The 24,912-nt window shown below is 66.3% G+C and carries 14 protein-coding genes and 3 rRNA genes; 4 read left to right on the top strand and 13 right to left on the bottom strand.

From position 1 onward, the window contains the following. Positions 1-64: 64 nt before the first annotated feature. The 9 genes from PA27867_RS00785 to PA27867_RS00745 all read right to left on the bottom strand — a co-directional run bounded on the left by PA27867_RS00785 (position 65) and on the right by PA27867_RS00745 (position 16,391). The gene (locus PA27867_RS00785) at positions 65-1,036 is read right to left on the bottom strand and encodes an NAD-dependent epimerase/dehydratase family protein (protein WP_066591823.1); all 972 of its coding nucleotides are present in this window, start codon (positions 1,034-1,036) and stop codon (positions 65-67) included. Further along, on the bottom strand, positions 1,033-3,873 hold the full coding sequence (locus PA27867_RS00780; RefSeq protein WP_157109311.1) for an alpha/beta fold hydrolase: 2,841 nt from the start codon (positions 3,871-3,873) through the stop codon (positions 1,033-1,035). The genes PA27867_RS00785 and PA27867_RS00780 overlap by 4 nt, the downstream gene beginning before the upstream one ends. Beyond that, positions 3,870-4,871 (bottom strand): 3-oxoacyl-ACP synthase III, encoded by a 1,002-nt coding sequence (locus PA27867_RS00775; RefSeq protein WP_066591820.1) that lies wholly within the window; start codon positions 4,869-4,871, stop codon positions 3,870-3,872. The genes PA27867_RS00780 and PA27867_RS00775 overlap by 4 nt, the downstream gene beginning before the upstream one ends. A 217-nt stretch (positions 4,872-5,088) precedes the next feature. Continuing rightward, a complete protein-coding gene (locus PA27867_RS00770; RefSeq protein ID WP_066591817.1) occupies positions 5,089-5,712 on the bottom strand; it encodes a hypothetical protein in 624 nt (207 codons plus the stop codon). A 36-nt stretch (positions 5,713-5,748) separates the two neighbouring features. Beyond that, positions 5,749-9,375 (bottom strand): proline dehydrogenase family protein, encoded by a 3,627-nt coding sequence (locus PA27867_RS00765; protein ID WP_066591815.1) that lies wholly within the window; start codon positions 9,373-9,375, stop codon positions 5,749-5,751. Then, positions 9,372-10,394 carry an adenosine deaminase gene (locus tag PA27867_RS00760; RefSeq protein WP_066591814.1) on the bottom strand — a complete coding sequence of 341 codons (1,023 nt, stop codon included), beginning with the start codon at positions 10,392-10,394 and terminating at the stop codon, positions 9,372-9,374. Before PA27867_RS00760 ends, PA27867_RS00765 begins: the two co-directional genes overlap by 4 nt. Before the next feature lie 638 nt (positions 10,395-11,032). Further along, positions 11,033-11,149: ribosomal RNA gene (gene rrf / locus PA27867_RS00755) — 5S ribosomal RNA — on the bottom strand. A gap of 125 nt (positions 11,150-11,274) precedes the next feature. After that, positions 11,275-14,403, bottom strand: a 23S ribosomal RNA gene (locus PA27867_RS00750). Between the two features lie 467 nt (positions 14,404-14,870). Next, a 16S ribosomal RNA gene (locus tag PA27867_RS00745) occupies positions 14,871-16,391 on the bottom strand. Together the 16S, 23S and 5S rRNA genes form the textbook arrangement of a ribosomal RNA operon. Positions 16,392-16,938: 547 nt before the next feature. Between PA27867_RS00745 and PA27867_RS00740 the strand changes: the two genes are divergently transcribed. Further along, positions 16,939-18,519: a phytoene desaturase family protein gene (locus PA27867_RS00740; RefSeq protein WP_066591813.1), complete on the top strand. Its 1,581-nt coding sequence runs from the start codon at positions 16,939-16,941 to the stop codon at positions 18,517-18,519. Between the two features lie 78 nt (positions 18,520-18,597). After that, on the top strand, positions 18,598-19,185 hold the full coding sequence (locus PA27867_RS00735) for an SRPBCC domain-containing protein (RefSeq protein WP_066591811.1): 588 nt from the start codon (positions 18,598-18,600) through the stop codon (positions 19,183-19,185). Positions 19,186-19,189: 4 nt separating this feature from the next. On the opposite strand, the gene PA27867_RS00730 is transcribed toward PA27867_RS00735, so the two are convergent. The 4 genes from PA27867_RS00730 to PA27867_RS00715 all read right to left on the bottom strand — a co-directional run bounded on the left by PA27867_RS00730 (position 19,190) and on the right by PA27867_RS00715 (position 22,422). Continuing rightward, positions 19,190-19,765 carry an acyl-CoA thioesterase gene (locus PA27867_RS00730; RefSeq protein WP_066591808.1) on the bottom strand — a complete coding sequence of 192 codons (576 nt, stop codon included), beginning with the start codon at positions 19,763-19,765 and terminating at the stop codon, positions 19,190-19,192. Positions 19,766-19,830: 65 nt separating this feature from the next. Further along, the gene (locus PA27867_RS00725) at positions 19,831-20,550 is read right to left on the bottom strand and encodes a hypothetical protein (protein ID WP_066591806.1); all 720 of its coding nucleotides are present in this window, start codon (positions 20,548-20,550) and stop codon (positions 19,831-19,833) included. A gap of 88 nt (positions 20,551-20,638) precedes the next feature. Beyond that, positions 20,639-21,721, bottom strand: coding sequence for an alpha/beta hydrolase (locus PA27867_RS00720; RefSeq protein ID WP_066591801.1), 1,083 nt, complete (start codon positions 21,719-21,721; stop codon positions 20,639-20,641). Between the two features lie 161 nt (positions 21,722-21,882). After that, on the bottom strand, positions 21,883-22,422 hold the full coding sequence (locus PA27867_RS00715) for a YbhB/YbcL family Raf kinase inhibitor-like protein (RefSeq protein ID WP_066591799.1): 540 nt from the start codon (positions 22,420-22,422) through the stop codon (positions 21,883-21,885). Positions 22,423-22,507: 85 nt separating this feature from the next. Between PA27867_RS00715 and PA27867_RS00710 the strand changes: the two genes are divergently transcribed. Both PA27867_RS00710 and PA27867_RS00700 read left to right on the top strand, forming a co-directional pair. Beyond that, the gene (locus PA27867_RS00710) at positions 22,508-23,407 is read left to right on the top strand and encodes a rhodanese-related sulfurtransferase (RefSeq protein ID WP_066598722.1); all 900 of its coding nucleotides are present in this window, start codon (positions 22,508-22,510) and stop codon (positions 23,405-23,407) included. 289 nt (positions 23,408-23,696) lie between these two features. After that, complete coding sequence (locus PA27867_RS00700; RefSeq protein WP_066591794.1) at positions 23,697-24,911, top strand: MFS transporter; 1,215 nt, start codon at positions 23,697-23,699, stop codon at positions 24,909-24,911. Position 24,912: the final 1 nt, after the last annotated feature.

The raw sequence follows: 24,912 nt of genomic DNA, 5'->3' as shown, positions 1-24,912 counted from the left end.
CGAGTGAGGCGCCGCTGGGCGCGTGAGGCGCCACTCTGCGGGTCCGGCGCCGTTAGTCCCGGGCTCAGGCGGTGCGGTAGTGCTCGGCGAGGCGGGCCAGGCCCTCGTTGAGGGTGACCGCGGGCGTCCAGCGGAGGTCGGCGCGGGTGCGTCGCTGATCGAACCAGTGCGCCGTGGACAGCTGCTCGGCCAGGAACCGGGTCATCGGCGGCTCGTCGTCGCCGGGGAACACCCGCCACGCGGCCTCGATGACGGATCCGGCGGCGCGGGCGACGCCGGCCGGAACGCTCCAGGCGGGCGTGGCCACGCCGGCCGCCTGGCAGATGCCGGCCAGCAGCTCGGCCACCGGCCGGGGCTCGCCGTTGGTGATGACGTAAGCGTTGCCGTGCACGGCATCCACTCGCTCGAGCGCGGCGGCGATGGCGTCGGCGGCGTTGTCGATGTAGGTGGAGTCGATCAGGGCGGCACCGTGGCCGAGCAACGGCAGCCGCCCGGCGCGGGCACGCTCCACGATGCGGGCGATCAGCTGGGTGTCGCCGGGGCCCCAGACGAGGTGGGGCCGCACCACCACGACCCGCAGGTCTTCGGAGTCGGCGGCGAGCGCCAGCAGCTCCGCGGCGGCCTTGGTGCGCGCGTAGTCGCCGCGGGCGTGCTCGGGGTCGGCGGGCAGCGCATCGTCGCCCGTGATGGAGCTGCCGGAGTGCGCGACCGACGGCGATGACACGAACACCAGGCGGTGCACGCCCGCGGCGCGGGCCGCGGCGATCAGGCTGCGGGTGCCCTCCACGTTGACGGCGTCGAACTCGGCGGGCGAGCCGGCCAGCGAGACCTTCGCGGCCAGGTGCACGATGGCGTCGACGCCGGCGACCGCGGCGGCCACATCCGACGGCTCGGTGATCGAGCCCAGGGCATCCGTGGCGCCGGTCACACCGCTCGGCCGGCGCTGGAAGCAGCGCACCTCGTGGCCGGCGGCCACGATCGCGGCTGCGACGGCGCGGCCGAGGAAGCCGCTGGCCCCGGTGACCAGGACCCTCATGGCTGGGTCAGCCTGGCGCCCGTGAGGATGCCCTGCGCCCAGCCGGCCAGGCGGGTGCGGTCGATCTTCGAGTTGTGGCGGATGTCGGTGGGCAGGTGCGGCACCACGAGAACGGCCGCGATGGGCTGGCCGGCGACCATCCGCACGTCCTCCGCGAGGCCGGGTGCGGCCAGGCCGACGCGGGTGGCGGCGGGGACGGTCTCGACGACGATGACGACCTGCTGGCTGCCGGCCGGGCCGACTCCCACGGCCGCGGCGCGGCTCACGTCGGTCAGCGCCGACACCGCCAGCTCCGGTCCGACCGGGGTGACGACGCCGTGCGCGGTGGTGATGATGTGCGGCAGGCGGCCCTCGACCCAGAGCCGTCCGGCGGAGTCGAGGTGGCCCACGTCTCCCGTGCGGTGCCAGCGTTCGCCGGCGGCCACGGCACGGGTGGCGGCCAGGTCGGTGAGCCAGAGCCTGTCGTAGTGGTCCTTCACGTGCGGGGCGGAGACCACGATCTCCCCGGTGACCTGCGGGGTCTCGGAGATCTCGCCGACAGCGGCCCCGGTCTCGTCGAGGGCGCTGATGCGCACCCGGGTGGTGGCGGTGGGGCGGCCGACGCACACGCCACCCGGTCCGCGTGCGACGTCGTCGCGGGCGGCCTCACGGATACCGTCGAGGGTGATGTCGGTCATCAACAGGCCCTCGGTCATGCCGTAGGGCGTGTGGGCCGTGGCACCGGGCATGAGCGCCGCGGCCGAGGCGAGGAGCGGCTCCGACACCGGGGCACCGGCGGAGAGGAAGCTGCGCACACCGGCCAGCGCGTCCCGGTCGGCGCCGGTGAGGGCCGCCTGGGTGGCCACGACGTTCGCCAGCGCGGCCGGGGAGAGGAACACCACGGTGGCGTCGATGGCGGCCACCGCGGCGGCCACGGCGGTGGCGGTGAGGGTCTTGGGCGCGGTGACGTCCATGTCGGGCGTCACCGACCGGGCCCCGAGGGCCGGACCGAGCAGGGCGAACGGCGCAAAGCCGGCCACCAGGCCGGTGCCGCGGCCCACGCCGTATTGGCCGGTCAGCGCCTGACTCACGGCGGAGAGCTGGCCGTGGGTGTAGACGACGCCCTTCGCCGGCCCGGTCGAGCCGGAGGTGAAGAGCACCGCGGCCACGTCGTCGGCCTGAGGAGGCTCGGGGAGTTCCTCGTCACGCCCCAGCGAGATGAGGTCGGCGAGAGCGTAGGAAACGCCGAGGGCACGGCGGCTGACGGCCGGGAGCCGGCTGGTCGAGATCTTCTGGCCGGGCCAGCCGAGCGCGCGGGCGGCCATCAGGCCGGGCAGCGCGCCGATGACGTGGTCGGGGCGGGCACCGCGAACGGCGCGGGTGAGCCCGGTGAGGCCGAGGCCGGCGTCGGCCACGACGACGACGGCACCGAGCCGGACACAGGCGTAGAGCACGGCGGTGAGGTCGGCGCTGGGCGGCACGAGCAGTGAGACACGGTCGCCGCGGCACACGCCCACCTGATGCAGGCCGGCTGCGATCTGGCGCACCCGGCCGGAGAGAAGCCGCCAGCTGACCACGCGGGGTCCATGGCCGCCGGTGGGGGCCATATCGATGAGGGCGGTCTCGTCGCTGTCGTGCAGCTCGTCGAGGTAGTGCCAGAGCGGACGGTAGGCGGGAGCCGTGCGCTCGTCGGGCGCCGTGCGCTGGTCGAGCCCTATACGCTGGTCGAGCTTGTCGAGACCCGGCGAGTCTTTCTGCGCGGGCGGGGTCTCGACAGGCTCGACCGACGAGACAGGCTCGACCGACGAGGCAGGCTCGACCGACGAGGCAGGTGCGACCGACGAAGGCTGAACGGGCGCGGATGTCCCGAGCCAGGTCAGCGCCGCTCCGGCGTAGTCCACGTCTTCGGCGATGAGATGCCCGGCACCCTCGAAGCGGTGAACGTCGGCGTGCGGCAGCCGGTCGATGAGGTCGTCGAGGTAGCGGTCGCTGAAGATCGGGTCCCGCGGGCCCCAGAGCATGAGGGCGGGCACGGTGAGCTGCCGCAGCGCCTCGGCGATGCGGTCGAGCTCGGCATAGCTGTCGTGCCCGGCGTCCACGGGAATGTCGGCGACGAACCCGCCGATACCGCCGCGCCGCGCGGGGCTGCGATAGGGCGCACGGTAGGCGTTCTTCACCGCGGCCGGCAGGGCCGGGTGTCCGAGGGCCAGGGTGGTGTCCAGGAACGCCGGGGTGAGCACGGTGCCGGCACTGAGCATCCCCCGGGCCAGCGCGAGGCGCAGCGGGGCGGGGATCGCCTCGGTCTCGCTCTGGTGGATCGCGGTGTTCAGCAGCATCACGCCGGCCAGCAGCTCCGGATGGTCGACCGCCCAGCCGAGGGAGACGACGCCGCCCCAGTCGTGCCCGAAGGTGACGACGGGGCCCGTGAGTCCGAGGGTGCGGGTGAGGTCGTCGAGGTCTTGCACCCGTCGGGCAAGCGGCCGGGCGGCTCCGGTGCGTTCGGAGTAGCCCATGTCGAGCTGGTCGACCGCGATGACCCGCCACACCGGTCCGCCGGCGGCTGCGGATGCCGTGGCCTGCGACACCAGGTCGCGCCAGAGATAGGACCAGGTGGGGTTGCCGTGCACGCAGAGCACCGTGCCGACCGGATCGAGGCCCAGTTCGGCCAGCCGTTCCCCGTTGTCGAGCAGGTGCCAGGCGCGGCTGTCCCCGGCAGGACCGCCGCCGAGACCGTTGTCGAGGGCGCTCTCGGGCACATCCACGATGCGGGACCAGGCCGGGTCGAGCCCGGGGAGGCCGCTCGGCGGAACGCTCGCCGGAGCCAGGGCCGTCGCGACACGCGGCAGCCGGTACCTCACCACTGGATCTCCATCATGGCCGTGTTGAGGCCGGAGCCGACGCCCATCAAGAGCACCCGGTTGCCGGGTTCGAGTTTGGCCGCCTCCTGGGAGAGCGTGATCGGGATGGACGCTGGGCCCACGTTCCCATAGGTCGGGTACGTCAACGGCACCCGGCTGCGGTCCAGGCCGGTGGCCTTCACAATGGCGTTGGTGTGCACATCCGAGACCTGGTGCAGGATGTAGCGGTCCATGTTCGACCAGCTCCAGTCCCGTTTGGCTTCGGTCCAGGCCGAGACGACCAGTTCCATGCCGCCCTTGAGCAGGGCCTTGGCGTCGGTGAACATCCCGTCGACGCTGCCGACGCAGAGGTCGTTGAACTGGGTCGCGGCGCGGGTGACACCACCGAGGATGCGGTGCCCCTCGGGGTGCGCATCCGCCCGGCCGAGCACGGCAGCGGCCGCGCCGGAGCCGAGGGTGAGGCTCGCGAACTCGCTCATGAAGTCCTTGCGGCCGATGTCGGGCCGGCCGAGACGTTCGATGGTGTTGGTCTGGATCTCGTCGGCGTCCTCACCGTCGATGATCACCGCGTACTTGATCTGCCCGGAGTCGATGAGTTGCGCGGCCAGGGTCATGCCGTTGACGAAGCCCAGGCAGGCGTTGGCGATGTCGAAGTTCGTCGCCGAGGACGGCAGGCCGAGACCGTGGTGGATGCGCACCGCAACGGAGGGTTCGAGGTGCTTCCGGGTCACCGAGGTGTTGATCATCAATCCGACCTCGCTGGGGTCGACCCCGGCCTGGGCCAGGGCGCGCTTGCCGGCCTCGACGGCGGCGTCGTCGAACGCCTGGCCTTCGGCCCAGTTGCGTCGCTCGTGCACGCCGGCGACCCGCTGGAGGAGCCCCTTGGGCAGGCGGAGGCGTTTGAGCGCGGGCTGCAGGCGCCGGTCGATCTCCTCCGAGGTCGTGATGCGGGGAGCGATAGTCGTGGCGACCGACAACAACGCGACATTGCGGTGCATCGTTGTTGCGTTTCCGTCCAACGGGTTCCCCTGTCGAGTTATGAGTGGCGACAAATCATGTCCTATCGATTTTCTCCCAGTAGTCTGAGTGGCAACCGTGCGTACGCTGAGGCCTGCGCTGGTCGCCGGAAAAGGGCGGCCGTCGAGATGGCTACCCTCCATTATCAGCCTTTCCGGTCGTCTTGCCGTTACCCGGCACTCCCCCGCCCCGTCTGGCTCACGTGAGCCGCGGAGTGCCCGGCCGGGTGAGGACCGCGGCCACGAGAAAACAGACACCACCGGCGACGGTGCCCACCGTGGCCCAGCCGGCCAGAAACTCCGCCCCGGTGCCGGGAACCGGATACGCACCGATGGCCGCGAGGCCGAAGGCCACCGATCCGAGCAGGTTGAGCCAGGTGCTCCGCCAGGTGCGCGCCCGCGGGTCCCAGAGCGCGTCCCGCCCGGTGGTGGCCACGACCGCGAGGACGCCGGCGATGAGGAAGCAGACCGAGCCGAACGCATCCGGTCGCCAGCCGGTGCGGGTGCCGCCCAGGCTCGCCGAGAGCGCCGTGGCGGTGCTGAGGTTGAAGAAGAGCGTGCCGGCGAACTGGATGGCCGCCGCCCACCAGTCGTACCGGTCGGGCCGGTTGGTCGTGCTGCGCGGGGGTCGCCGACCGCTGAGATTGAGTTGGATGAACGCTGCAAGGGTGAAGAACAGCGACCCGATGAAGAAGGTGAGGTTGTCCACGACGGACCCGACCGCGCCGAGGTAGCCGGGAAGGGCGCCGACGATGAACAGCGCCGACCCGATGATGAAGCCCCAGGCTTCACGGCGCAGACGCAGCCATCGTGGTGCCTTCACTGCATCACCTCGCCTCCGGCCGCAGCCATTATGGCGCTAGACGACCTCGTCCGTGAGGGTGCTCGGGTTGCCGAAACGGTGGTTGGTGATGGAGATGGCCTGCTCGCGCAGGAACGGGAGCAGTTCGACCCGCCCGGACTGGGTCACCGGATGCGCGTACACGGCGATGTCCGGGCTGCCGCCGACCGCGGCGGCGAACGCCGACGCATCCGCGGCCGCGCCGGTCACCGGGTCGCTACCGATCAGGCGCACCCGGCTCGTGGTCACACCCCCGGCGGCCACGCGGGCCAGCCACTCCTCGTCGCTCTCGATGATCACGGGGATGTCGCGCGGCGCGAGCACGGCGCGCACCTTGGGCGGCACCGGGATCGCGCTGGAGACCACGAACCGGGACTTGGACACCAGGCCGGCCGCGATGACCCGCAAGAGCAGGGCCAGGTTGCCGTCGTCGCCGAGCCGCACGGTGACGGGCAGCGCGCAGTAACGGAACAGGTTGCGCTCCAGGCCGAGCTCCGACACGTCGGTGACGGTGCCGAACTCCTCGCGCCACGCCAGGGCGTCGCTGAGCGCCGAGCGCCGCAACACGTCGAAGTCCTCATAGGGCAAGGACGGCTGCGAGGCCTCGATGAGGTCGGTGATGCGCTGTTCGAGCCCACGCAGGTGCAGGGTGGAGCTGTTCTTGCCGGGGTCGGTCACCCAACCGCCGAGTCCGAACAGGTAGTTCGGTCCGCCGGCCTTGCTGCCGGCGCCGACGGCCGAGCGCTTCCAGCCGCCGAAGGGCTGTCGCTGCACGATCGCGCCGGTGATGCCACGGTTCACGTAGAGGTTGCCCGCCTGCACGGTGTCGACCCACTGGGCGATCTCTTCGGCGTCGAGGGAGTGCAGCCCGGCCGTCAGACCGTAGTCGACGGCGTTCTGGTAGCGGATGGCTTCCTCGAGCGTGCGCGCGTGCATGACGCCGAGCACCGGCCCGAAGAACTCGGTGAGGTGGAAGTACGACCCGGCGGCCACACCGGTGCGGATCCCGGGCGACCAGAGCTGGCCGACTCCGGTCTCCAGGGTGTCATCGAGCAGCTTCGGCTCCACCAGCCACTTCTCGCCGGCGCCGAGCTCGGTGAGGGCGTGCAGCAGTTTGCCGCTCGCGGGCTCGATGATGGGGCCCATCTGGCTGTCGGGATCGGCGGGCCGGCCCACGCGGAGCGAGGTCGCCGCATCCACGAGCTGACCGAGGAACCGGGCGGAGCGGGCGACGGAGCCGACCAGGATCACCAGGCTCGCGGCCGAGCACTTCTGGCCGGCATGGCCGAACGCGCTCTTGATCACGTCGGCGGCGGCGAGGTCGAGGTCGGCGGCCGGGGTCACGATGATCGCGTTCTTGCCGCTGGTCTCGGCCAGCAGCGGGAGGTCTTCGCGCAGACCCCGGAAGAGTTTCGCGGTCTCGTACGCGCCCGTGAGGATGACACGGTCGACGTCGGGGTGGGCGAGCAGCCGGCTGCCGAGCGCCCGGTCGGGCAGGTCGACGAGGGCGAGCAGATCGCGGGGAACTCCGGCCTCCCAGAGGGCCTCGGCGAGCACGGCGCCGGTGCGCTGGGCCAGGGTGGCCGGTTTGAGGATCACGCCGGAGCCCGCGGCGAGGGCGGCGAGCACGCCGCCGGCCGGGATCGCGACCGGGAAGTTCCATGGCGGGGTGACCACGGTGAGCCGGGAGGGAACGAAGATGGCACCCTGTACGGCGTCGAGGTCGCGGGCGCGTTCGGCGTAGTAGTGCGCGAAGTCGACGGCCTCGCTCACTTCGGGGTCGCCCTCGGCGATGGTCTTGCCGGTCTCGCTGGCCATCACCTCGATCAGGTCGGCGCGGTGTGCGGCCAGGGCCACCCCGGCCCGGTGCAGGATGATCGCCCGTTCGGCGCCGGACTTGCGGGCCCAGTCGGCTGCGGCCCGGGTGACGGTTCCGATGACCTCGTCGAGCGTGTCGGCGTCGGAGATGCGGGCGGCGCGGATGCCGTCGCGGCCGAGGGCGGACGTCTCCACCCGGGCCAGGATGGCCCGGCCCCAGTCGCGGTTGGCGGGCAGGGACGGGTCGGTGTCGGGCTCGTTGTGGAACCCGCCGAGGACCGACCTGCTGCGCGAGACCGATCCGCGGGTGAGCCCGAGCACCAGGGCGGTCAGGTTGGGGTCATCCGCTTCGGGCGGCGGCATGGTGAGGGCAGGTTCGTCGGCCGCCGGCAGCGGTTCGAGGGGGACGACCACCGATCGGTCCTGGCTGCGGTTCGGCGGCGGGGCCTGGATGCTGCCCCGTCGCACCTCGGGCCCGGACTCCAGGTTCTCCAGCGAAGCGAGGAAGCGTTCCTTCTCCCGGTCGAACAGGGCCGGGGTGTCCACGAGCTCGAAGACCGCCGACATGAAGTTCTCGTCGCTCGCGTTCTCCTCGAGCCGGCGGATGAGGTAGCTGATGGCCACGTCGAATTCGGCGGGGTTCACGACCGGGGTGTAGAGCAGCAGCCGGCCGACGTCCTTTTTCACGGCCTCGGCCTGGCTGGTGGCCATGCCCAGGAGCATCTCGAACTCGATGCGGTCGTCCACGCCGCGCGACTGCGCCAGCAGGTGGGCATAGGCCACGTCGAAGAGGTTGTGCCCGGCGACGCCGATGCGCACAGCATCCGTGTTCTGCGGGGTCAGCGCCCAGCTCAGCACTCGCTTGTAGTTGGTGTCGGTGTCCTGCTTGCTGGAATAGGTGGCCAGCGGCCAGCCGTGCACGACCGAGTCGACGTGCTCCATCGCGAGGTTGGCGCCCTTGACGACTCGCACCTTGATGGGCGCGCCGCCGCCGGCCCGGCGGGCATGCGCCCACTGGGTGAGTCCCTGCAGGGCACCGAGGGCGTCGGGCAGGTAGGCCTGCAGCACGATGCCGGCCTCGAGGTTCATCAGGCGGGGCTGGTCGAGGATGCGTTCGAACACCGCGATGGTGAGGTCGAGGTCGCGGTACTCCTCCATGTCAAGGTTGATGAACTTCGGGGTCGGCGAGGCCGCGGCCAGTTCGTAGAGGGGGGTGAGCCGGGCGACGACCCGGTCGACGGCTTCGTCGAAGGCCCACATCGACAGCTGGCTGGCGATCGAGGAGACCTTGATCGACACGTAGTCCACGTCGTCGCGGGCGAGCAGGGCCCGGGTGCCCTCGAGGCGTCGGAGCGCCTCCTTCTCGCCGAGCACGGCCTCGCCGAGGAGGTTGATGTTGAGCCGGTTGCCCGACGCGCGCAGGTGTTCGATGGCCGGGCCGAGCTTGTCGGGGCTGGCGTCGACAACCAGGTGTCCCACCATCTGGCGCAGCACCTTGCGGGCCGCGGGGATCACCACCCAAGGCAGCACCGGTCCCATCACGCCGCCCACGCCGATGGCGCCGCGCAGGGCCGGCGGCAGGAAGGCGGGCGCGAGCTTGGCCACCCGCTGCAGGTTGTACCCGGCGACCATCACGTCTTCGGGCCGCATCACTCCGTCAACGAAGCCCACGGTGAAGTCGAGTCCGTTCGGGTCCTTCAGCACGCCGGCCAAGCGTTCCGCCGACACATCCGCTGGGATTGTCGCGCTGTCGGCCAGCCACTTGGTGACGAGGGCTACAGCCTCCGCACCGAGGTCCTGCTGCACGTGAGGAAGGGGATTGCTCATGCTCCCGAGGTTAGTCGCAGCAGACCCTCGAGATGCTCGTCCACGGCGGCGATCTGCCGGAGTTTTTCGGCCTCGGGGAGGAAGGACGCCCGAAAGGAATTGCGCGCGAGGGTCGCCATCTGCAGCGGCGACAGGGCGAACTCGTTCTGCACGGCGTTGAGGTTGTCGTCGACGTAGCCGCCGAAGTAGGCCGGGTCGTCGCTGCTGATCGTGACGAGCAGACCTTCGGCGAGCATCGCGGGCAGCGGATGCACGCCGAGCTCCGGGACCGCCCGCAGGCACACGTTCGAGAGCGGGCACACCGTGAGCGGGATCTGGCGCTCGCGCAGGTGTTCGATGAGGTGCGGGTCTTCGATAGCGCGGATACCGTGGTCGACCCGTTCCACGCCGAGCAGGTCGAGCGCTTCGTGAACGTAGTCCGGCCCGCCCTCCTCGCCGGCGTGGGCGACCCGGTGCAGGCCCAGCGCACCTGCTTTGGCGAAGACCTCGGTGAACAACGAGGGCGGGAATCCGACCTCCGCTGAATCGAGCCCGACGCCGATGAACTGGTCGAGGTACGGGATGGCCGCGTCGAGGGTCTCTAGGGCTGCCGCACCGCCGAGGTGGCGGAGGAAGCAGAGGATGAGGTCGGCGGAGATGCCCAGGGTGGCCCGTGCCTCGGTGAGGGCACGGGTGAGCCCGGCGAACACCACGTCGAGCGGGATGCCGTTGGCCAGGTGGGTCTGCGGGTCGAAGAAGATCTCCGCCCGGCGCACGCCGGCCGCCGTCGCCCGGGTGAGGTAGGCGATGCCGAGATCGTAGAAGTCGGCTTCGGTGCGGAGCACCGCCAGGTTGGCGTAGTAGATATCGAGGAACGACTGCAGGTCAGTGAATCTGTAGAGCTCCCGGAGCGCATCCGGGTCGTAGCTGGGCAGTTCGACGCCGTTCCGCCGGGCCAAGGTCACCAGCAGCTCGGTCTCGAGGGTGCCCTCGATGTGCACGTGCAGTTCCGCGACGGGCCAGCTGGCGTGGGTGTTCAAGTCGGCTCCCGCTCGTTCGTACAGTTCGGTGTGTTCCGTCGTGCCCCTGTGGGATTCCCACGCTACTGCCTCCCCCGAATGGTGCGGTCCGAAGGTCGGCTCGCGGGGTCTCGACAGGCTCGACCACCGTGTGGTGCGGCCCCCGGGACACGGTCGCGCAGCCGCGCGACCCGCACCCGTCTCGCTGGTCGAGCTCGTCGAGACCACGTGACGGGCCGTTGTGGTGCGGTCCGAAGGTCGGCTCGCGGGGTCTCGACAGGCTCGACCACCGTGTGGTGCGGCATCCGGACCAGGTCGCGGCTGCCTGCGCGACGCACCCACCTCGTCGGTCGAGCTTGTCGAGACCCGGTGACTCGGCCTATGGGTCGTTCCCGCGTCGTTGGTCGAGCTTGTCGAGACCCGGTGAGGGGCCGGACGTGGTGGGGTCCGCAGATCGGCCCGCGAGGTCTCGACAGGCTCGACCACCGTGTGGTGCGGCGTCCAGGTCGGGTCGCGGGGTCTCGACGGGCTCGACCGGCGTGGGGTGCGGAATCCGGGACACGGTCGCGGAGGGGAACGGTGTGGAGGGGAACGGTGTGGGGGTTAAACGCAGAAAAGCCACCCCGGTGGGGTGGCTTTTCTGTGTGTTTCTAAGTTAAGTCCGGCGGTGTCCTACTCTCCCACAGGGTCCCCCCTGCAGTACCATCGGCGCAAAGAGTCTTAGCTTCCGGGTTCGGAATGTGACCGGGCGTTTCCCTCTTGCTATAGCCGCCGAAACACCTGGTGATGGTGAATCGAATCTATATTTTTAGTTATAGAACACTCCTGGTGGAGTGTGTTTGTTCTCGACCGTACATCGAGAACCACATAGTGGACGCATAGCAGCTTATTCAAACTGAGTGTTATCAAATTATCGGCTTATTAGTACCGGTCAGCTCCAAGAGTCTTTAGTCCTCTCTTCCACATCCGGCCTATCAACGCAGTAGTCTAGCTGCGAGCCTCTCCCCCTAAGGGATGGAAATCTCATCTCGAAGCCGGCTTCCCGCTTAGATGCTTTCAGCGGTTATCCGTTCCGAACGTAGCTAATCAGCGGTGCTCCTGGCGGAACAACTGACACACCAGAGGTTCGTCCATCCCGGTCCTCTCGTACTAGGGATAGATCTTCTCAAATTTCCTGCGCGCGCAGCGGATAGGGACCGAACTGTCTCACGACGTTCTAAACCCAGCTCGCGTACCGCTTTAATGGGCGAACAGCCCAACCCTTGGGACCTACTCCAGCCCCAGGATGCGACGAGCCGACATCGAGGTGCCAAACCATGCCGTCGATATGGACTCTTGGGCAAGATCAGCCTGTTATCCCCGAGGTACCTTTTATCCGTTGAGCGACAGCGCTTCCACAAGCCACTGCCGGATCACTAGTCCCGACTTTCGTCCCTGCTCGACTTGTCAGTCTCACAGTCAAGCTCCCTTGTGCACTTACACTCGACACCTGATTGCCAACCAGGTTGAGGGAACCTTTGGGCGCCTCCGTTACTTTTTAGGAGGCAACCGCCCCAGTTAAACTACCCACCAGGCACTGTCCCTGAACCGGATCACGGTTCGAAGTTAGGTATCCAATATGACCAGAGTGGTATTTCAACGATGACTCCACCTGAACTAGCGTCCAAGCTTCAAAGTCTCCCACCTATCCTACACAAGCCACACCGAACACCAATACCAAGCTGTAGTAAAGGTCACGGGGTCTTTCCGTCCTGCTGCGCGTAACGAGCATCTTTACTCGTAATGCAATTTCGCCGAGTTCGCGGTTGAGACAGCTGGGAAGTCGTTACGCCATTCGTGCAGGTCGGAACTTACCCGACAAGGAATTTCGCTACCTTAGGATGGTTATAGTTACCACCGCCGTTTACTGGGGCTTAAATTCTCAGCTTCGCCTTACGGCTAACCGTTCCTCTTAACCTTCCAGCACCGGGCAGGCGTCAGTCCGTATACATCGTCTTGCGACTTGGCACGGACCTGTGTTTTTAGTAAACAGTCGCTTCCCACTGGTCTCTGCGGCCTTCGAACGCTCCAGGAGTAAATCCCTTCACGCCTCAGGCCCCCCTTCTCCCGAAGTTACGGGGGCATTTTGCCGAGTTCCTTAACCACGATTCTCTCGATCTCCTTAGTATTCTCTACCTGATCACCTGAGTCGGTTTGGGGTACGGGTGACTAAAACCTCGCGTCGATGCTTTTCTTGGCAGCATAGGATCACTGATTTCACCCTTACGGGCTACCCATCGGGTCTCAGCCTTATATGAGAGACGGATTTGCCTATCTCTCGGCCTACATCCTTAGACCGGGACAACCATCGCCCGGCTCAGCTACCTTCCTGCGTCACACCTGTTAATACGCTAACCGCACCAGCATAGGGTCGCACGCTAGGCCTCACGCTTCACCCCGAAGGGATCCATCTAGAGGATTCAGATGCTTAGCATTACTGGATTAGCTTGGACGGTTTTTCATCAGTACGGGAATATAAACCCGTTGTCCATCGACTACGCCTGTCGGCCTCGCCTTAGGTCCCGACTTACCCAGGGCGGATTAGCCTGGCCCTGGAAACCTTGATCTTTCGGAGGACGGGTTTCTCACCCGTCTTTCGCTACTCATGCCTGCATTCTCACTCGTGTAGCCTCCACGGCTGGTTTACACCGCCGCTTCGCTGGCCACACGACGCTCTCCTACCCATCAACACGGCTGAACCAACACCACAAGGGTGCGGCTTACCAAAAATATCAATGCCACAACTTCGGTGGCGTGCTTGAGCCCCGTTACATTGTCGGCGCGGAATCACTTGACCAGTGAGCTATTACGCACTCTTTCAAGGGTGGCTGCTTCTAAGCCAACCTCCTGGTTGTCTATGCAACTCCACATCCTTTCCCACTTAGCACGCGCTTTGGGACCTTAGATGGTGGTCTGGGTTGTTTCCCTCTCGACGATGAAGCTTATCCCCCACCGTCTCACTGCTGCGCTCTCACTTACCGGCATTCGGAGTTTGGCTAACGTCAGTAACCTTTTAGGGCCCATCGGCTATCCAGTAGCTCTACCTCCGGCAAGAAACACGCAACGCTGCACCTAAATGCATTTCGGAGAGAACCAGCTATCACGAAGTTTGATTGGCCTTTCACCCCTATCCACAGCTCATCCCCTCCATTTTCAACTGAAGTGGGTTCGGTCCTCCACGACGTCTTACCGTCGCTTCAACCTGGCCATGGATAGATCACTTCGCTTCGGGTCTAGGACATGCGACTGAATCGCCCTATTCAGACTCGCTTTCGCTACGCATTCCCCTCTCGGGTTAAGCTCGCCACATATCACTAACTCGCAGGCTCATTCTTCAAAAGGCACGCTGTCACACCAACAAAGGGTGCTCCAACGGTTTGTAAGCAAACGGTTTCAGGTACTATTTCACTCCCCTCCCGGGGTACTTTTCACCTTTCCCTCACGGTACTTGTTCACTATCGGTCATGTAGGAGTATTTAGGCTTATCAGGTGGTCCTGACAGATTCACACGGGATTTCTCGGGCCCCGTGCTACTTGGGATACTCTTCGGGCGATTGCTGCATTTCGACTACGGGGTTCGCACCCTCTATGACCAGGCTTTCAATCCTGTTCGTCTATACAACGTTCTAACCCTCACTGTTCGGCAGAAGCAGCAGAAAAGTCCCGCAACCCCGACCATGCAACGCCTGCCGGCTATCACACATGATCGGTTTAGCCTCTTCCGGGTTCGCTCGCCACTACTAACGGAATCACTATTGTTTTCTCTTCCTGTGGGTACTGAGATGTTTCACTTCCCCACGTTCCCTCTACCCGCCCTATATATTCAGGCGGGAGTCACCAGGTCACCTTGCGGGCCTGGCGGGGTTTCCCCATTCGGACATCCTCGGATCACAGTTCGTTTATCAACTCCCCGAGGCTTATCGCAGATTACTACGTCCTTCTTCGGCTCTACATGCCAAGGCATTCACCGTTTGCTCTTAGAAATTTGAAATCACATGAGTTTGAATCGATTAAGTGTCACGAACAAAGTTCGTGACCGAAATTGACCAATGATCACACACTTCGAAAAGTGTGTTGATCTTTGTAATTTGACCCCGAAGGGTTCAAATTTAAGATGCTCGCGTCCACTGTGTAGTTCTCAAAGTACGGGCGGTACCCCTTACGACCAGCGGCTCTCTTACGAAAGCTCGACTGCTGACCGAAAAAGGTCCAGAGGAAAAGTTCACGACCCACCGAAGTGACTCGTGTTCCGGTCCCTCAGGACCCAACAGCGTGCATATGTGTTCGTTCCTCAGACCCGGTTTTCCAACCCCCGAAGGAGCGTACTTACCGGAACTGGATCAGTTCCACATCAATGTCAATGTTCCACCCATGAGCGCCATCGAAGAACATTCGTCTTCGTATGACTTGGCACCTTGAATCTCCCTGTATACAGAGGAGAGGTGCTGTGCTCCTTAGAAAGGAGGTGATCCAGCCGCACCTTCCGGTACGGCTACCTTGTTACGACTTAGTCCTAATCACCGATCCCACCTTCGACAGCTCCATCCCTTGCGGGTTTGGCCACTGGCTTCGGGTGTTACCGACTTTCATGACTTGACGGGCGGTGTGTACAAGGCCCGGGAACGTATTCACCGCAGCGTTGCTGATCTGCGATTACTAGCGACTCCGACTTCATGAGGTCGAGTTGCAGACCTCAATCCGAACTGAGACCGGCTTTTTGGGATTCGCTCCACCTTGCGGTATTGCAGCCCTTTGTACCGGCCATTGTAGCATGCGTGAAGCCCAAGACATAAGGGGCATGATGATTTGACGTCATCCCCACCTTCCTCCGAGTTGACCCCGGCAGTATCCCATGAGTTCCCACCATTACGTGCTGGCAACATAGGACGAGGGTTGCGCTCGTTGCGGGACTTAACCCAACATCTCACGACACGAGCTGACGACAACCATGCACCACCTGTATAGAGACCTTGCGGGGCGACTGTTTCCAGACGTTTCCTCTATATGTCAAGCCTTGGTAAGGTTCTTCGCGTTGCATCGAATTAATCCGCATGCTCCGCCGCTTGTGCGGGCCCCCGTCAATTCCTTTGAGTTTTAGCCTTGCGGCCGTACTCCCCAGGCGGGGAACTTAATGCGTTAGCTGCGACACGGAGACCGTGGAATGGTCCCCACATCTAGTTCCCAACGTTTACGGCATGGACTACCAGGGTATCTAATCCTGTTCGCTCCCCATGCTTTCGCTCCTCAGCGTCAGTTACGGCCCAGAGATCTGCCTTCGCCATTGGTGTTCCTCCTGATATCTGCGCATTCCACCGCTACACCAGGAATTCCAATCTCCCCTACCGCACTCTAGTCTGCCCGTACCCACTGCAGGCCCGAGGTTGAGCCTCGGGTTTTCACAGCAGACGCGACAAACCGCCTACGAGCTCTTTACGCCCAATAATTCCGGACAACGCTTGCACCCTACGTATTACCGCGGCTGCTGGCACGTAGTTAGCCGGTGCTTTTTCTGCAGGTACCGTCACTTTCGCTTCTTCCCTACTAAAAGAGGTTTACAACCCGAAGGCCGTCGTCCCTCACGCGGCGTTGCTGCATCAGGCTTGCGCCCATTGTGCAATATTCCCCACTGCTGCCTCCCGTAGGAGTCTGGGCCGTGTCTCAGTCCCAGTGTGGCCGGTCACCCTCTCAGGCCGGCTACCCGTCGTCGCCTTGGTGAGCCATTACCTCACCAACTAGCTGATAGGCCGCGAGTCCATCCCAAACCGAAATTCTTTCCAACTCCTAGCCATGCGGCTGAAGCTCGTATCCGGTATTAGACACCGTTTCCAGTGCTTATCCCAGAGTTTGGGGCAGGTTACTCACGTGTTACTCACCCGTTCGCCACTGATCCAAGGAGCAAGCTCCTCTTCACCGTTCGACTTGCATGTGTTAAGCACGCCGCCAGCGTTCGTCCTGAGCCAGGATCAAACTCTCCGTAAATGTTTAATAGCCTCACCACCGAAGTGATGGGCACATCTAGTGCTGAAAGCCACCGGAATAGGCGAACAATCAGCAAGTTTGAAACTGACAGAACAAATCATTACTGACTTGCTTTGTTGTTTAAATGTTTTCCAAAGGAATCTCTTGGCTCTTCACCGCTAGAAACGGATCCAAACCACGAGGTTTTTGGCATTTGACATTGTGCACGCTGTTGAGTTCTCAAGGATCGGACGCACCCGACTTCAGGCCTGAAAGGCTGTCGCTCCGGGGCACTTCGATGTTGTTCTTGTTGTCCGCTTGGTTTCCAGTTACTGGATTCGAAGCGAACTTCATCAAGCTGTACAAAGCGAAGAATCGCTTTCTTTTCTGCTTGGATTTGGTCCCGCTTGAGGCCGGTAGCTCTTCGGCTTTCCGAACCTGTGGGGTGACGAGAGATGACTATACGTGGGTTTCGGAGGGGGTCGCAAATCGCATTTGCATCCCGGGCGTGTCGCCCGATGGCGTTAGTGTCGATGCACCAGCATCGGCGCCGACGGAAGGCCTCTCCATGGACAACACACACGACATCGTCATCGTCGGCGGCGGCCACAACGGGCTCACCGCGGCGGCGTATCTGGCCCGTGCCGGCCGCCGGGTTCTGCTGCTCGAACGCGACGACCACGTAGGTGGCGCAGCCGTGTCGGCGGCCGCGTTTGCGGGCGTGGATGCCCGGCTCTCCCGGTACTCCTACCTGGTGAGCCTGCTACCCCGGCGCATCGTCGACGAACTCGGCCTCGACATCCATCTGGCCCGTCGCCGCTATTCGTCGTACACCCCTGATCCGGCGAATCCCTCGGCCGGACTCCTCGTGGACGCCGGCGACCCGGAGGCGACCCGCGCGTCGTTCGGTCGCATCGGCGCCGAGTCGGATGCAATGGCCTGGCAAGAGTTGGGCGAGGATCTCGGTCACGTGGCCCGGGCGCTGTTCCCCACAGTGTGCGAACCGTTGCCCACCCGTTCGGAGGCTCGCCGGCTGGTCGGCAACGACGATCTCTGGACCGAGCTGATCGAGCGTCCACTCGGCGACATGCTCACCCGGCGCTTCAGCAACGACCTGGTGCGCGGGGTCGTGGCAACCGACGGCCTCATCGGCACGTTCACGTCGGTGCACGATTCCTCCCTCGACGCCAACCGGTGTTACCTGTACCACTCGATCGGCAACGGCACCGGTGACTGGGATGTGCCGATCGGCGGCATGGGCGCGGTGACAGGCGAACTCGAACGGGTCGCCAGACAGGCAGGCGCGCGCATCCTGACCGGCGCAGAGGTGACCGGCATCGATGCAGACGGCACCGTGCGGTATCGCCAGGACGGCGTCGACCAGGCCGTTGTCGGCTCCCGGGTGCTGGCGAATGTGGCGCCGTGGGTACTGGACGGGCTCCTGGGCGACAGGCCGGCCGACACGGCGAAACCGGAGGGCGCCCAGGTGAAGGTGAACCTGCTGCTGTCCCGGCTCCCCCGGCTGCTCGACCCGGCGGTGTCCGCAGAGGCCGCGTTCGGCGGCACCTTTCACATCAACGAGACGCTCAGCCAATTGGAGACCGCCTACCGGCAGGCCAGCGCCGGCACGGTGCCCGAGCTGGTCTCCTGCGAGATCTACTGCCACTCGCTGACCGATCCGAGCATCCTCTCTAAGGACCTCGTCACGGCCGGCGCGCACACCCTCACGGTTTTCGGCCTGCACACGCCCGACAGGCTCGCCCAGGAGGACAACGTCGGCCTGCGCGCCCGACTGCAGGCGGCCGTGCTGGCCTCGCTCAACTCGGTTCTCGCCGAACCGATCGAGGGCCTGTTGCTGACGGATGCCGCCGGCGCCCCCTGCATCGAGACGAAGACCACCGCGGACCTCGAGGAGGCGCTCAACCTGCCGGGAGGGGACATCTTCCACGGCCTGCTGTCCTGGCCCTTCCTGGAGGACGACGCGCCGCGAGACACGGCGGCGGAGCGCTGGGGTGTGGCCACCCGGCACCCGCGGATCCTGCTCTGCGGGGCCGGTGCTCGGCGCGGCGGAGGCGTGAGCGGGCTCGGCGGGCACAATGCCGCCATGGCGGTGCTCGAAGCCGAGGTCGCCGAGGGGTCTGCGGCGTAGGTCGCGCTCTGGCGGCGGCCCCGAACTAGGCATAGCCTCAGAGAGAAGGCTCGTGTTTCACTCACCGTGGAGGTCACTATGCCCACCCAGCCCCTGCCTGGTCCGCCGGACGTCGCCCATGCCACCGGACGTTTCGCCCACCGGGACGACGGGCTCTACCTGCTCTTCGACCGGATCTTCACCGCGGCCCCCGAGTACATCTGGGAGGGGCTGACGAAGCCCGAGGCCCTGCACGGCTGGATCGGCACGTACACCGGCTCTCCCCTGACCGGAGCCGTGCGTTTTCGCATGGAGTCCAAGAACGATTCACAGTGGGAGTACGTGAGCATCCTCGAGTGCACACCGCCCACCCGCCTGGCGCTCGACATCGGTGAGGGCGAGGACGCCTGGCGGGTCCTCGCCCATCTCACCGAGGGCTCGGGAAAAACCGTGCTCACCTTCGGGCTGCGGCTGCAATCCCCGGCTGAAGCAGCCACCTTCGGACCGGTCTGGGACTACTACCTCGATCGCCTGGTCGCCTCCCGCACACACCACGCACTGCCGCCGTTCAGCAGGTACTACCCCGCCCTGAAGAAGCACTACCAAGAGCTGATCGTGCCCAAGCGCACCCAGCAGGCAACCACCGCGCCGGTGGACATCGAGCTGGGGAGCACCGACTCGGTCTGACCGGCTACTCCCAGATGCTGGGGGCCGCCGCGCGGGTTGCCGGCATGGCGACATCGGCGCTCCAGTCGAGCAGCCAGGCCGGCACCGTGAGGTCGTCGGGCACGGCACCGACGGCGTCGATGAGTTCGTCGATCGTCACGACACCGCCCGTGCGCTTGAGGAACCGGCCGCGGATGAACCCGCGGGCGTACACCTCGACGGCGCCGCCGGCATCCGCATCGGCGACGGGGCGCACGAAGCGTTGCTCAACATAGACGGCCTTCTCGTCGAAGCCCAGGATGCGGGACTCCACCGTGAAGCGCTGGCCGAGGGTGAGCGATTTGCGGAAGCTGATGGTCTCGGACACCACGACCGGATACCAGCCCTTGGCTTGGAAGATCGCCCAGATGCCGGTGCGGTGCAGCATGTCGAACCGGGCGATGTCCATGATCGAAAGGTACACGCCGTTGTTCATGTGCCGCAGGATGTCCTGGTCGGTGGGCAGCGTGATGAAGCGGGTGCGGGCCACGTCATAGTGCCCGAGCCGGGGGCCGAAGCGCGACAGCAGCGAGTGGAGCAGGGTTCGAAAGAACATGTGCACCCGACGATGCTAGCCGCCGGTGGCCGCTGGTGGGGCGACCGGCGGAGACTCGCGATGGTTCGGACTCAGGCGTCGGGCAGGCCGACGAGGGCGTCAAGGGCCACGGAGGCTCCGCGGGCGAGGTGCGCGGGGTCGGCGACGGTGCCGGCGCCCTCGATCACCAGGCAGCCGCCGGCCCGCACGCCGCGGGTGGACGCCAGCACGAGAAGCGCCGCGAGTTCCATCTCGAGAGCGAGGACGCCGAGCGACACGTAGCCGGCCTGGTCGAGATCGACGATGCCGGGGAAGGATGCGGCCCGGCTCCAGACGACACCGCGGTGGTGCGGCGCGTCGTGTCCGTGAGCGGATGCGGCCAGCGCCAACACCACCTCGGGGCCGGCGGCCGCCGGGTAGCCCGCGGGCACGAGTTGCCCGGTCACGCCGTCGTCGCGCACGCAGGACTCCGCCACGATGAGATCGCCCGGGCCGATGCCGCGCAGTAGGGCTGCGGCGGAGCCGAGTTTGATGATGGTGTCCGCGCCGGCATCCATCAGCTCCTGATAGAGCCGGATGGCGCCGGGGGCCCCGGCGCCGTGGCAAGCGACAACGATCTCGGTGTCGTTCCAGGCGCCGGCGAACGCGCGGTATTCGCGGTGCCTGGCCACCTCGCGCACGTCGGTGAGCCGGAGCGTGATGTGCTCGGCGAGCTGAGGGTCGTCGACCGTCAGGGCCCGCGGCGGCAGCCCGGTTCGGGGCAGGCCGGTGAACGGGAGGCCGGCGGGAAGGAACGGGTGGGCCTGGTTCATGTCTTCCCTCGGAGCCGGCGTGGCCCTGCCCGGGTGTGCGGCAGGTCGAACCTGTCTACCATGCGGCGTACCGCGGCCACCGCGGGAATCAGGCCAGGGCGGGTTCGGCCGGAGCTGAGCGGGCGAGCGCGTGCGCGGCCTGGGTGGGCAGGGCGGCCACCTTGCGCACGAACGTGCCCAACCGCCGGTAGACCTCCTGCGATTCGGGGTGGCTCGCATCCTGCTGCCAGGTGTGCCGGGTGTTAGTGCGGTGCCGGCCGTAGATCACGGTGTCGACGAGGACCGAGCGACGCCGAAGGGCCTCGATGAAGTTGAGGTTGGCGCGGTAGAAGTAGTCCCGCTCCGAAGTTGTGACAAAGACCGGCGGGAACCCCTTGCCCAGCCACTCGATCGGCGACAGGAAACGGGCGGCATCGCGCAGCGATTGGCCACGGCCGCGCTCGGGGAGCAACATCCTCAGGAAGTTGAGGCTGAGCACGAAGCCGCGCTCGAACATCACCGAGAAATCGGCGATGCTGCAGTGCTGCACGAGACCGCGCAGGTGGCCGGGCTCGATCTGCAGGTCGATGTCGTGGTGCGCGGCGAGGGCCTCGTCGTTGGCCGCGGCGGTGAGCAGCGCCGCGATGTGACCGCCGGCGGAGTCGCCGCCGATCACGATGCGGGTGGGGTCGCCGCCGTACTCGAGGATGTTGCGCTTGACCCAGGTGAGCACGTCATTGGCGTCGTGCAGCATGTGCTTGATACCGAACCGCGTGGCCATGCGGTAATTGGCGTTGACCACGACCATGCCCTCGACGGCCTGGCTGGCGGCGTACTTGGTGAGCGGGGCCTTGTCACCAGAGGTCCAGCCGCCGCCGTGGAAGTACACGTAGACCGGCAGCGGGTCCGGGGCCGATGCCCCGTCGACGGCATCGTGCGGCACCAGAACATCGAGTCGGTGGTCGCGGATGCCGTCGCCCACGTAGTCGAGGTCGAAGTGGTAGTCCACGGCGTCGATGGGATCGGCGTTGAACTTGTGCAGCTCACCGGGTGCGAGCCGCGTCATCAACGCCCGCCAGAGCCAGACCGGCACCCGCGCCAGCCCGGTCTCCCGGTGGGTGAGGTGGGAGTCCCGGGCGGGACCCGCGGTGGAATCGAATGCGCTGCTGGTGAGGGGGGAGATTTGGAACATGGTGCCTTACTGCCGGAGTGGCTCTGCCGAGAGCGGCAGGGTCAAACCGATGTCACCCTGGAGGCGCGTGCATCAGAATTTTGCCGCCTGATGACGATAGTCGTCACACCCTGAGATAACCTGAGAATCATTCATGTGCATGAATCCGGCGGTTCCCCGGCTCAGGCAGAGGCGCCTCCGGCGACTCCCGTGGCCTCGAGAACGGCGCGGGCCAGGGTGTGGAAATGCACGTTGAAGCCCATCACCGCGGGCGTGGCCTGTGGGTCGACGCCGAGGTCGGCCACGTCGAGCGCGTGCAGGACGAACTGGTAGCGGTGGGTGCCCGTTCCGGGAGGCGGGCCGGCTCCGATGAAGGTGGGTTCGCGGCCCTCGTTGGGCATCACGACGGCGCCCGCGGGCAGCAGCACCGAGTTCTCGGCCCCGGCGCCGGTGGGCAGGCTGGTGGTCTCGGCGGGGATGTTGAACAGCGCCCAGTGCCAGAAGCCCGAGCCTGTGGGCGCATCCGGGTCATAGACGGTCAGAGCGAAGCTCTTGGTCTCGGCGGGGAAACCCGTCCAGTGCAGGTCGGGGGACACATCTTGTCCACCGGCGCCGGCGCCGTACTGCGCGGCCGCGAGGGGCCCGCCGTCGGTCATCACGGAGCTGGTCAGGCTGAACAGTGGCACCTCGCCGAAACGGGCGAAGGGATCGGTGCTGGGCATACACGCTCCAAGGGTTCGGCTGGTGGTCTGGTGTTTCAGCCTACGTGGCTGCTGCCCCGAAAGCACCGACGCGTAAAATATGGGGGTGGCCATTCCGAAGATCCTGCTGTACTACGTCTTCACCCCGCTCGCCGACCCCGAGGCCATCCGGCTGTGGCAGCGCGACCTCTGCGAATCCCTGGGTCTGCGCGGGCGCATCCTGATCTCCAAGGACGGCCTCAACGGCACTGTGGGCGGCGACCTGCCGGCCCTCAAGCGTTACGTGCGCAAGACCCGGCAGTACGCGGCGTTCGCCGACATCGACTTCAAGTGGAGCGAGGGCACCGGGCTCGACGAGACCGGCGCGAGCCTCGACTTCCCCCGCTTGGTGGTGAAGGTGCGCGACGAGATCGTCAGCTTCGGCTCCCCCGAGTCCCTCACGGTGCAAGCCGGCGGCGTGGTGGGCGGCGGCACCCGACTGGCCCCGGCCGAACTGCACGCCCTGGTGGCCGAGCGCGGTGACGACGTGGTGTTCTTTGACGGCCGCAACGCCTTCGAGGCCGAGATCGGCCGGTTCCGGGGCGCTGTGGTGCCGGATGTGGCCAACACCCGTGAGTTCGCGGCCGAGCTGGACAGCGGCAAGTACGACCACCTCAAGGGCCAGCCCGTCGTGACCTACTGCACCGGCGGCATCCGTTGCGAGGTGCTCTCATCGCTCATGAAGGACCGCGGTTTCGGCGAGGTCTACCAGCTCGAGGGGGGCATCGTGCGGTATGGCGAGGCCTACGGTGACGACGGCCTGTGGGACGGCTCGTTGTACGTGTTCGACCAGCGGATGTCGGTGGACTTCAGCGACCACGCCGCCGTGCTCGGCCACTGCCAGGTCTGCGGCGACCCCACCAAGAACATGCTCAACTGCCGCAACCTGTCGTGCCGGGAACAGCTCGTGGTGTGCCCGGACTGCGTGGCCCTGGCCGCTCCGGCCTGCACGACGCACGCGGCGTAATCCGCCGCACGCCGCCGGAGCCCGGGCGCATTCACGGCGCGACGCGACACGATGAAAGTAGTTGCTTGCGCAGTTACCTAGCGTGTGCAATCATTTATCACGCGCCTGCAACTACCTACCTGGGTCTCGACAAGCTCGACCACCGGGGTCTGGGTCTCGACAAGCTCGACCACCGGGGTCTGGCTCTCGACAAGCTCGACCACCGGGACCTGGGTCTCGACTGGCTCGACCACCGGGACCGATGAGCGATGAGGACGGGCGCGTACCCCGCACACACCTAAGGATTTTCATGCCCATTGGATTGATCGCACTCGCCCTCGGCGGTTTCGGGATCGGCCTGACCGAATTCGTCATCGCCGGCCTCCTGCCCGAGGTGGCCGCCGACTTCGCCGTGTCGGAGGCGGCCGCCGGCTGGCTCATCTCCGGCTACGCCCTCAGCGTCGCCGTCGGCGCCATCCTGCTCACCGCCGCCGTGACCCGGCTGCCCCGCAAACACGTCCTGGTGGGGCTGATGGTGCTCTTCATCATCGGCAACCTGGTCTCCGCGCTCGCCCAGACCTACTCGGTCATGCTGCTCGGCCGCATCATCGCGGCCCTCTGCCACGGCGCCTTCTTCGGCATCGGCTCGGTCGTCGCGGCCAGCCTGGTGCCGCAGAGCAAGAAGTCCGGCGCCATCGCCATCATGTTCACCGGCCTCACCCTCGCCAATGTGCTCGGGGTTCCGTTCGGCACCTTCATCGGCCAGAGCTTCGGCTGGCGGGCCACCTTCTGGGCCATCACCGTGATCGGCGTCATCGCGCTGGCCGGAATTGTGGCACTCGTGCCCCGCGCCACCGACGACACCGCGCACGTGAGCAACCTGCGCGGCGAGCTCCGGGCCTTCCGGTCGGGCCAGGTCTGGCTGTCGCTCGTGGTGACGGTGCTCGGCTTCGGCGGCATGTTCGGCGCCTTCACCTACATCGCCTTCACCCTCACCGAGGTCAGCGGCTTCGACAGCGCCGCCGTGCCGTGGCTGCTCGTGGTCTTCGGTGCCGGACTCTTCGTCGGCAACATCCTGGGCGGCAAGGCTGCCGACCGGCGCCTCGACCGCACCCTCATCGTGTTGCTGTCCGGCCTCACCGTGGTGATGGTGCTCTTCGCCCTCACCGCCGCCAACCCCGTGGCCACCGTCGTCGCGCTCGTGCTGATGGGCGGCTTCGGCTTCGGCACGGTTCCCGGTCTGCAGACCCGCATCATGCTCTACGCCGACACCGCGCCCACCCTGGCCTCCAGCGCCAACATCGCCGCGTTCAACGTGGGCAACGCCCTCGGCGCCTGGATCGGCGGCATCACCATCAGCGTCGGCCTGGGCTACACCTCGCCGATCTGGGCCGGCGCCGCCATCACCGCGGCCGCCGTGGTCGTGATGATGGTGGCCGCCACCCGCCGCAGCGTGCTCGCCCCGGCGAGCGCCGGCGAGACCGAACCCACCAGCGCCGCCCCGGTCGTCACGACCTCCCACTGAC

Source organism: Cryobacterium arcticum, assembly GCF_001679725.1.
GTDB classification, from domain to species: Bacteria; Actinomycetota; Actinomycetes; order Actinomycetales; family Microbacteriaceae; genus Cryobacterium; species Cryobacterium arcticum_A.
This window is presented reverse-complemented; position numbering and strand designations above follow the sequence as displayed.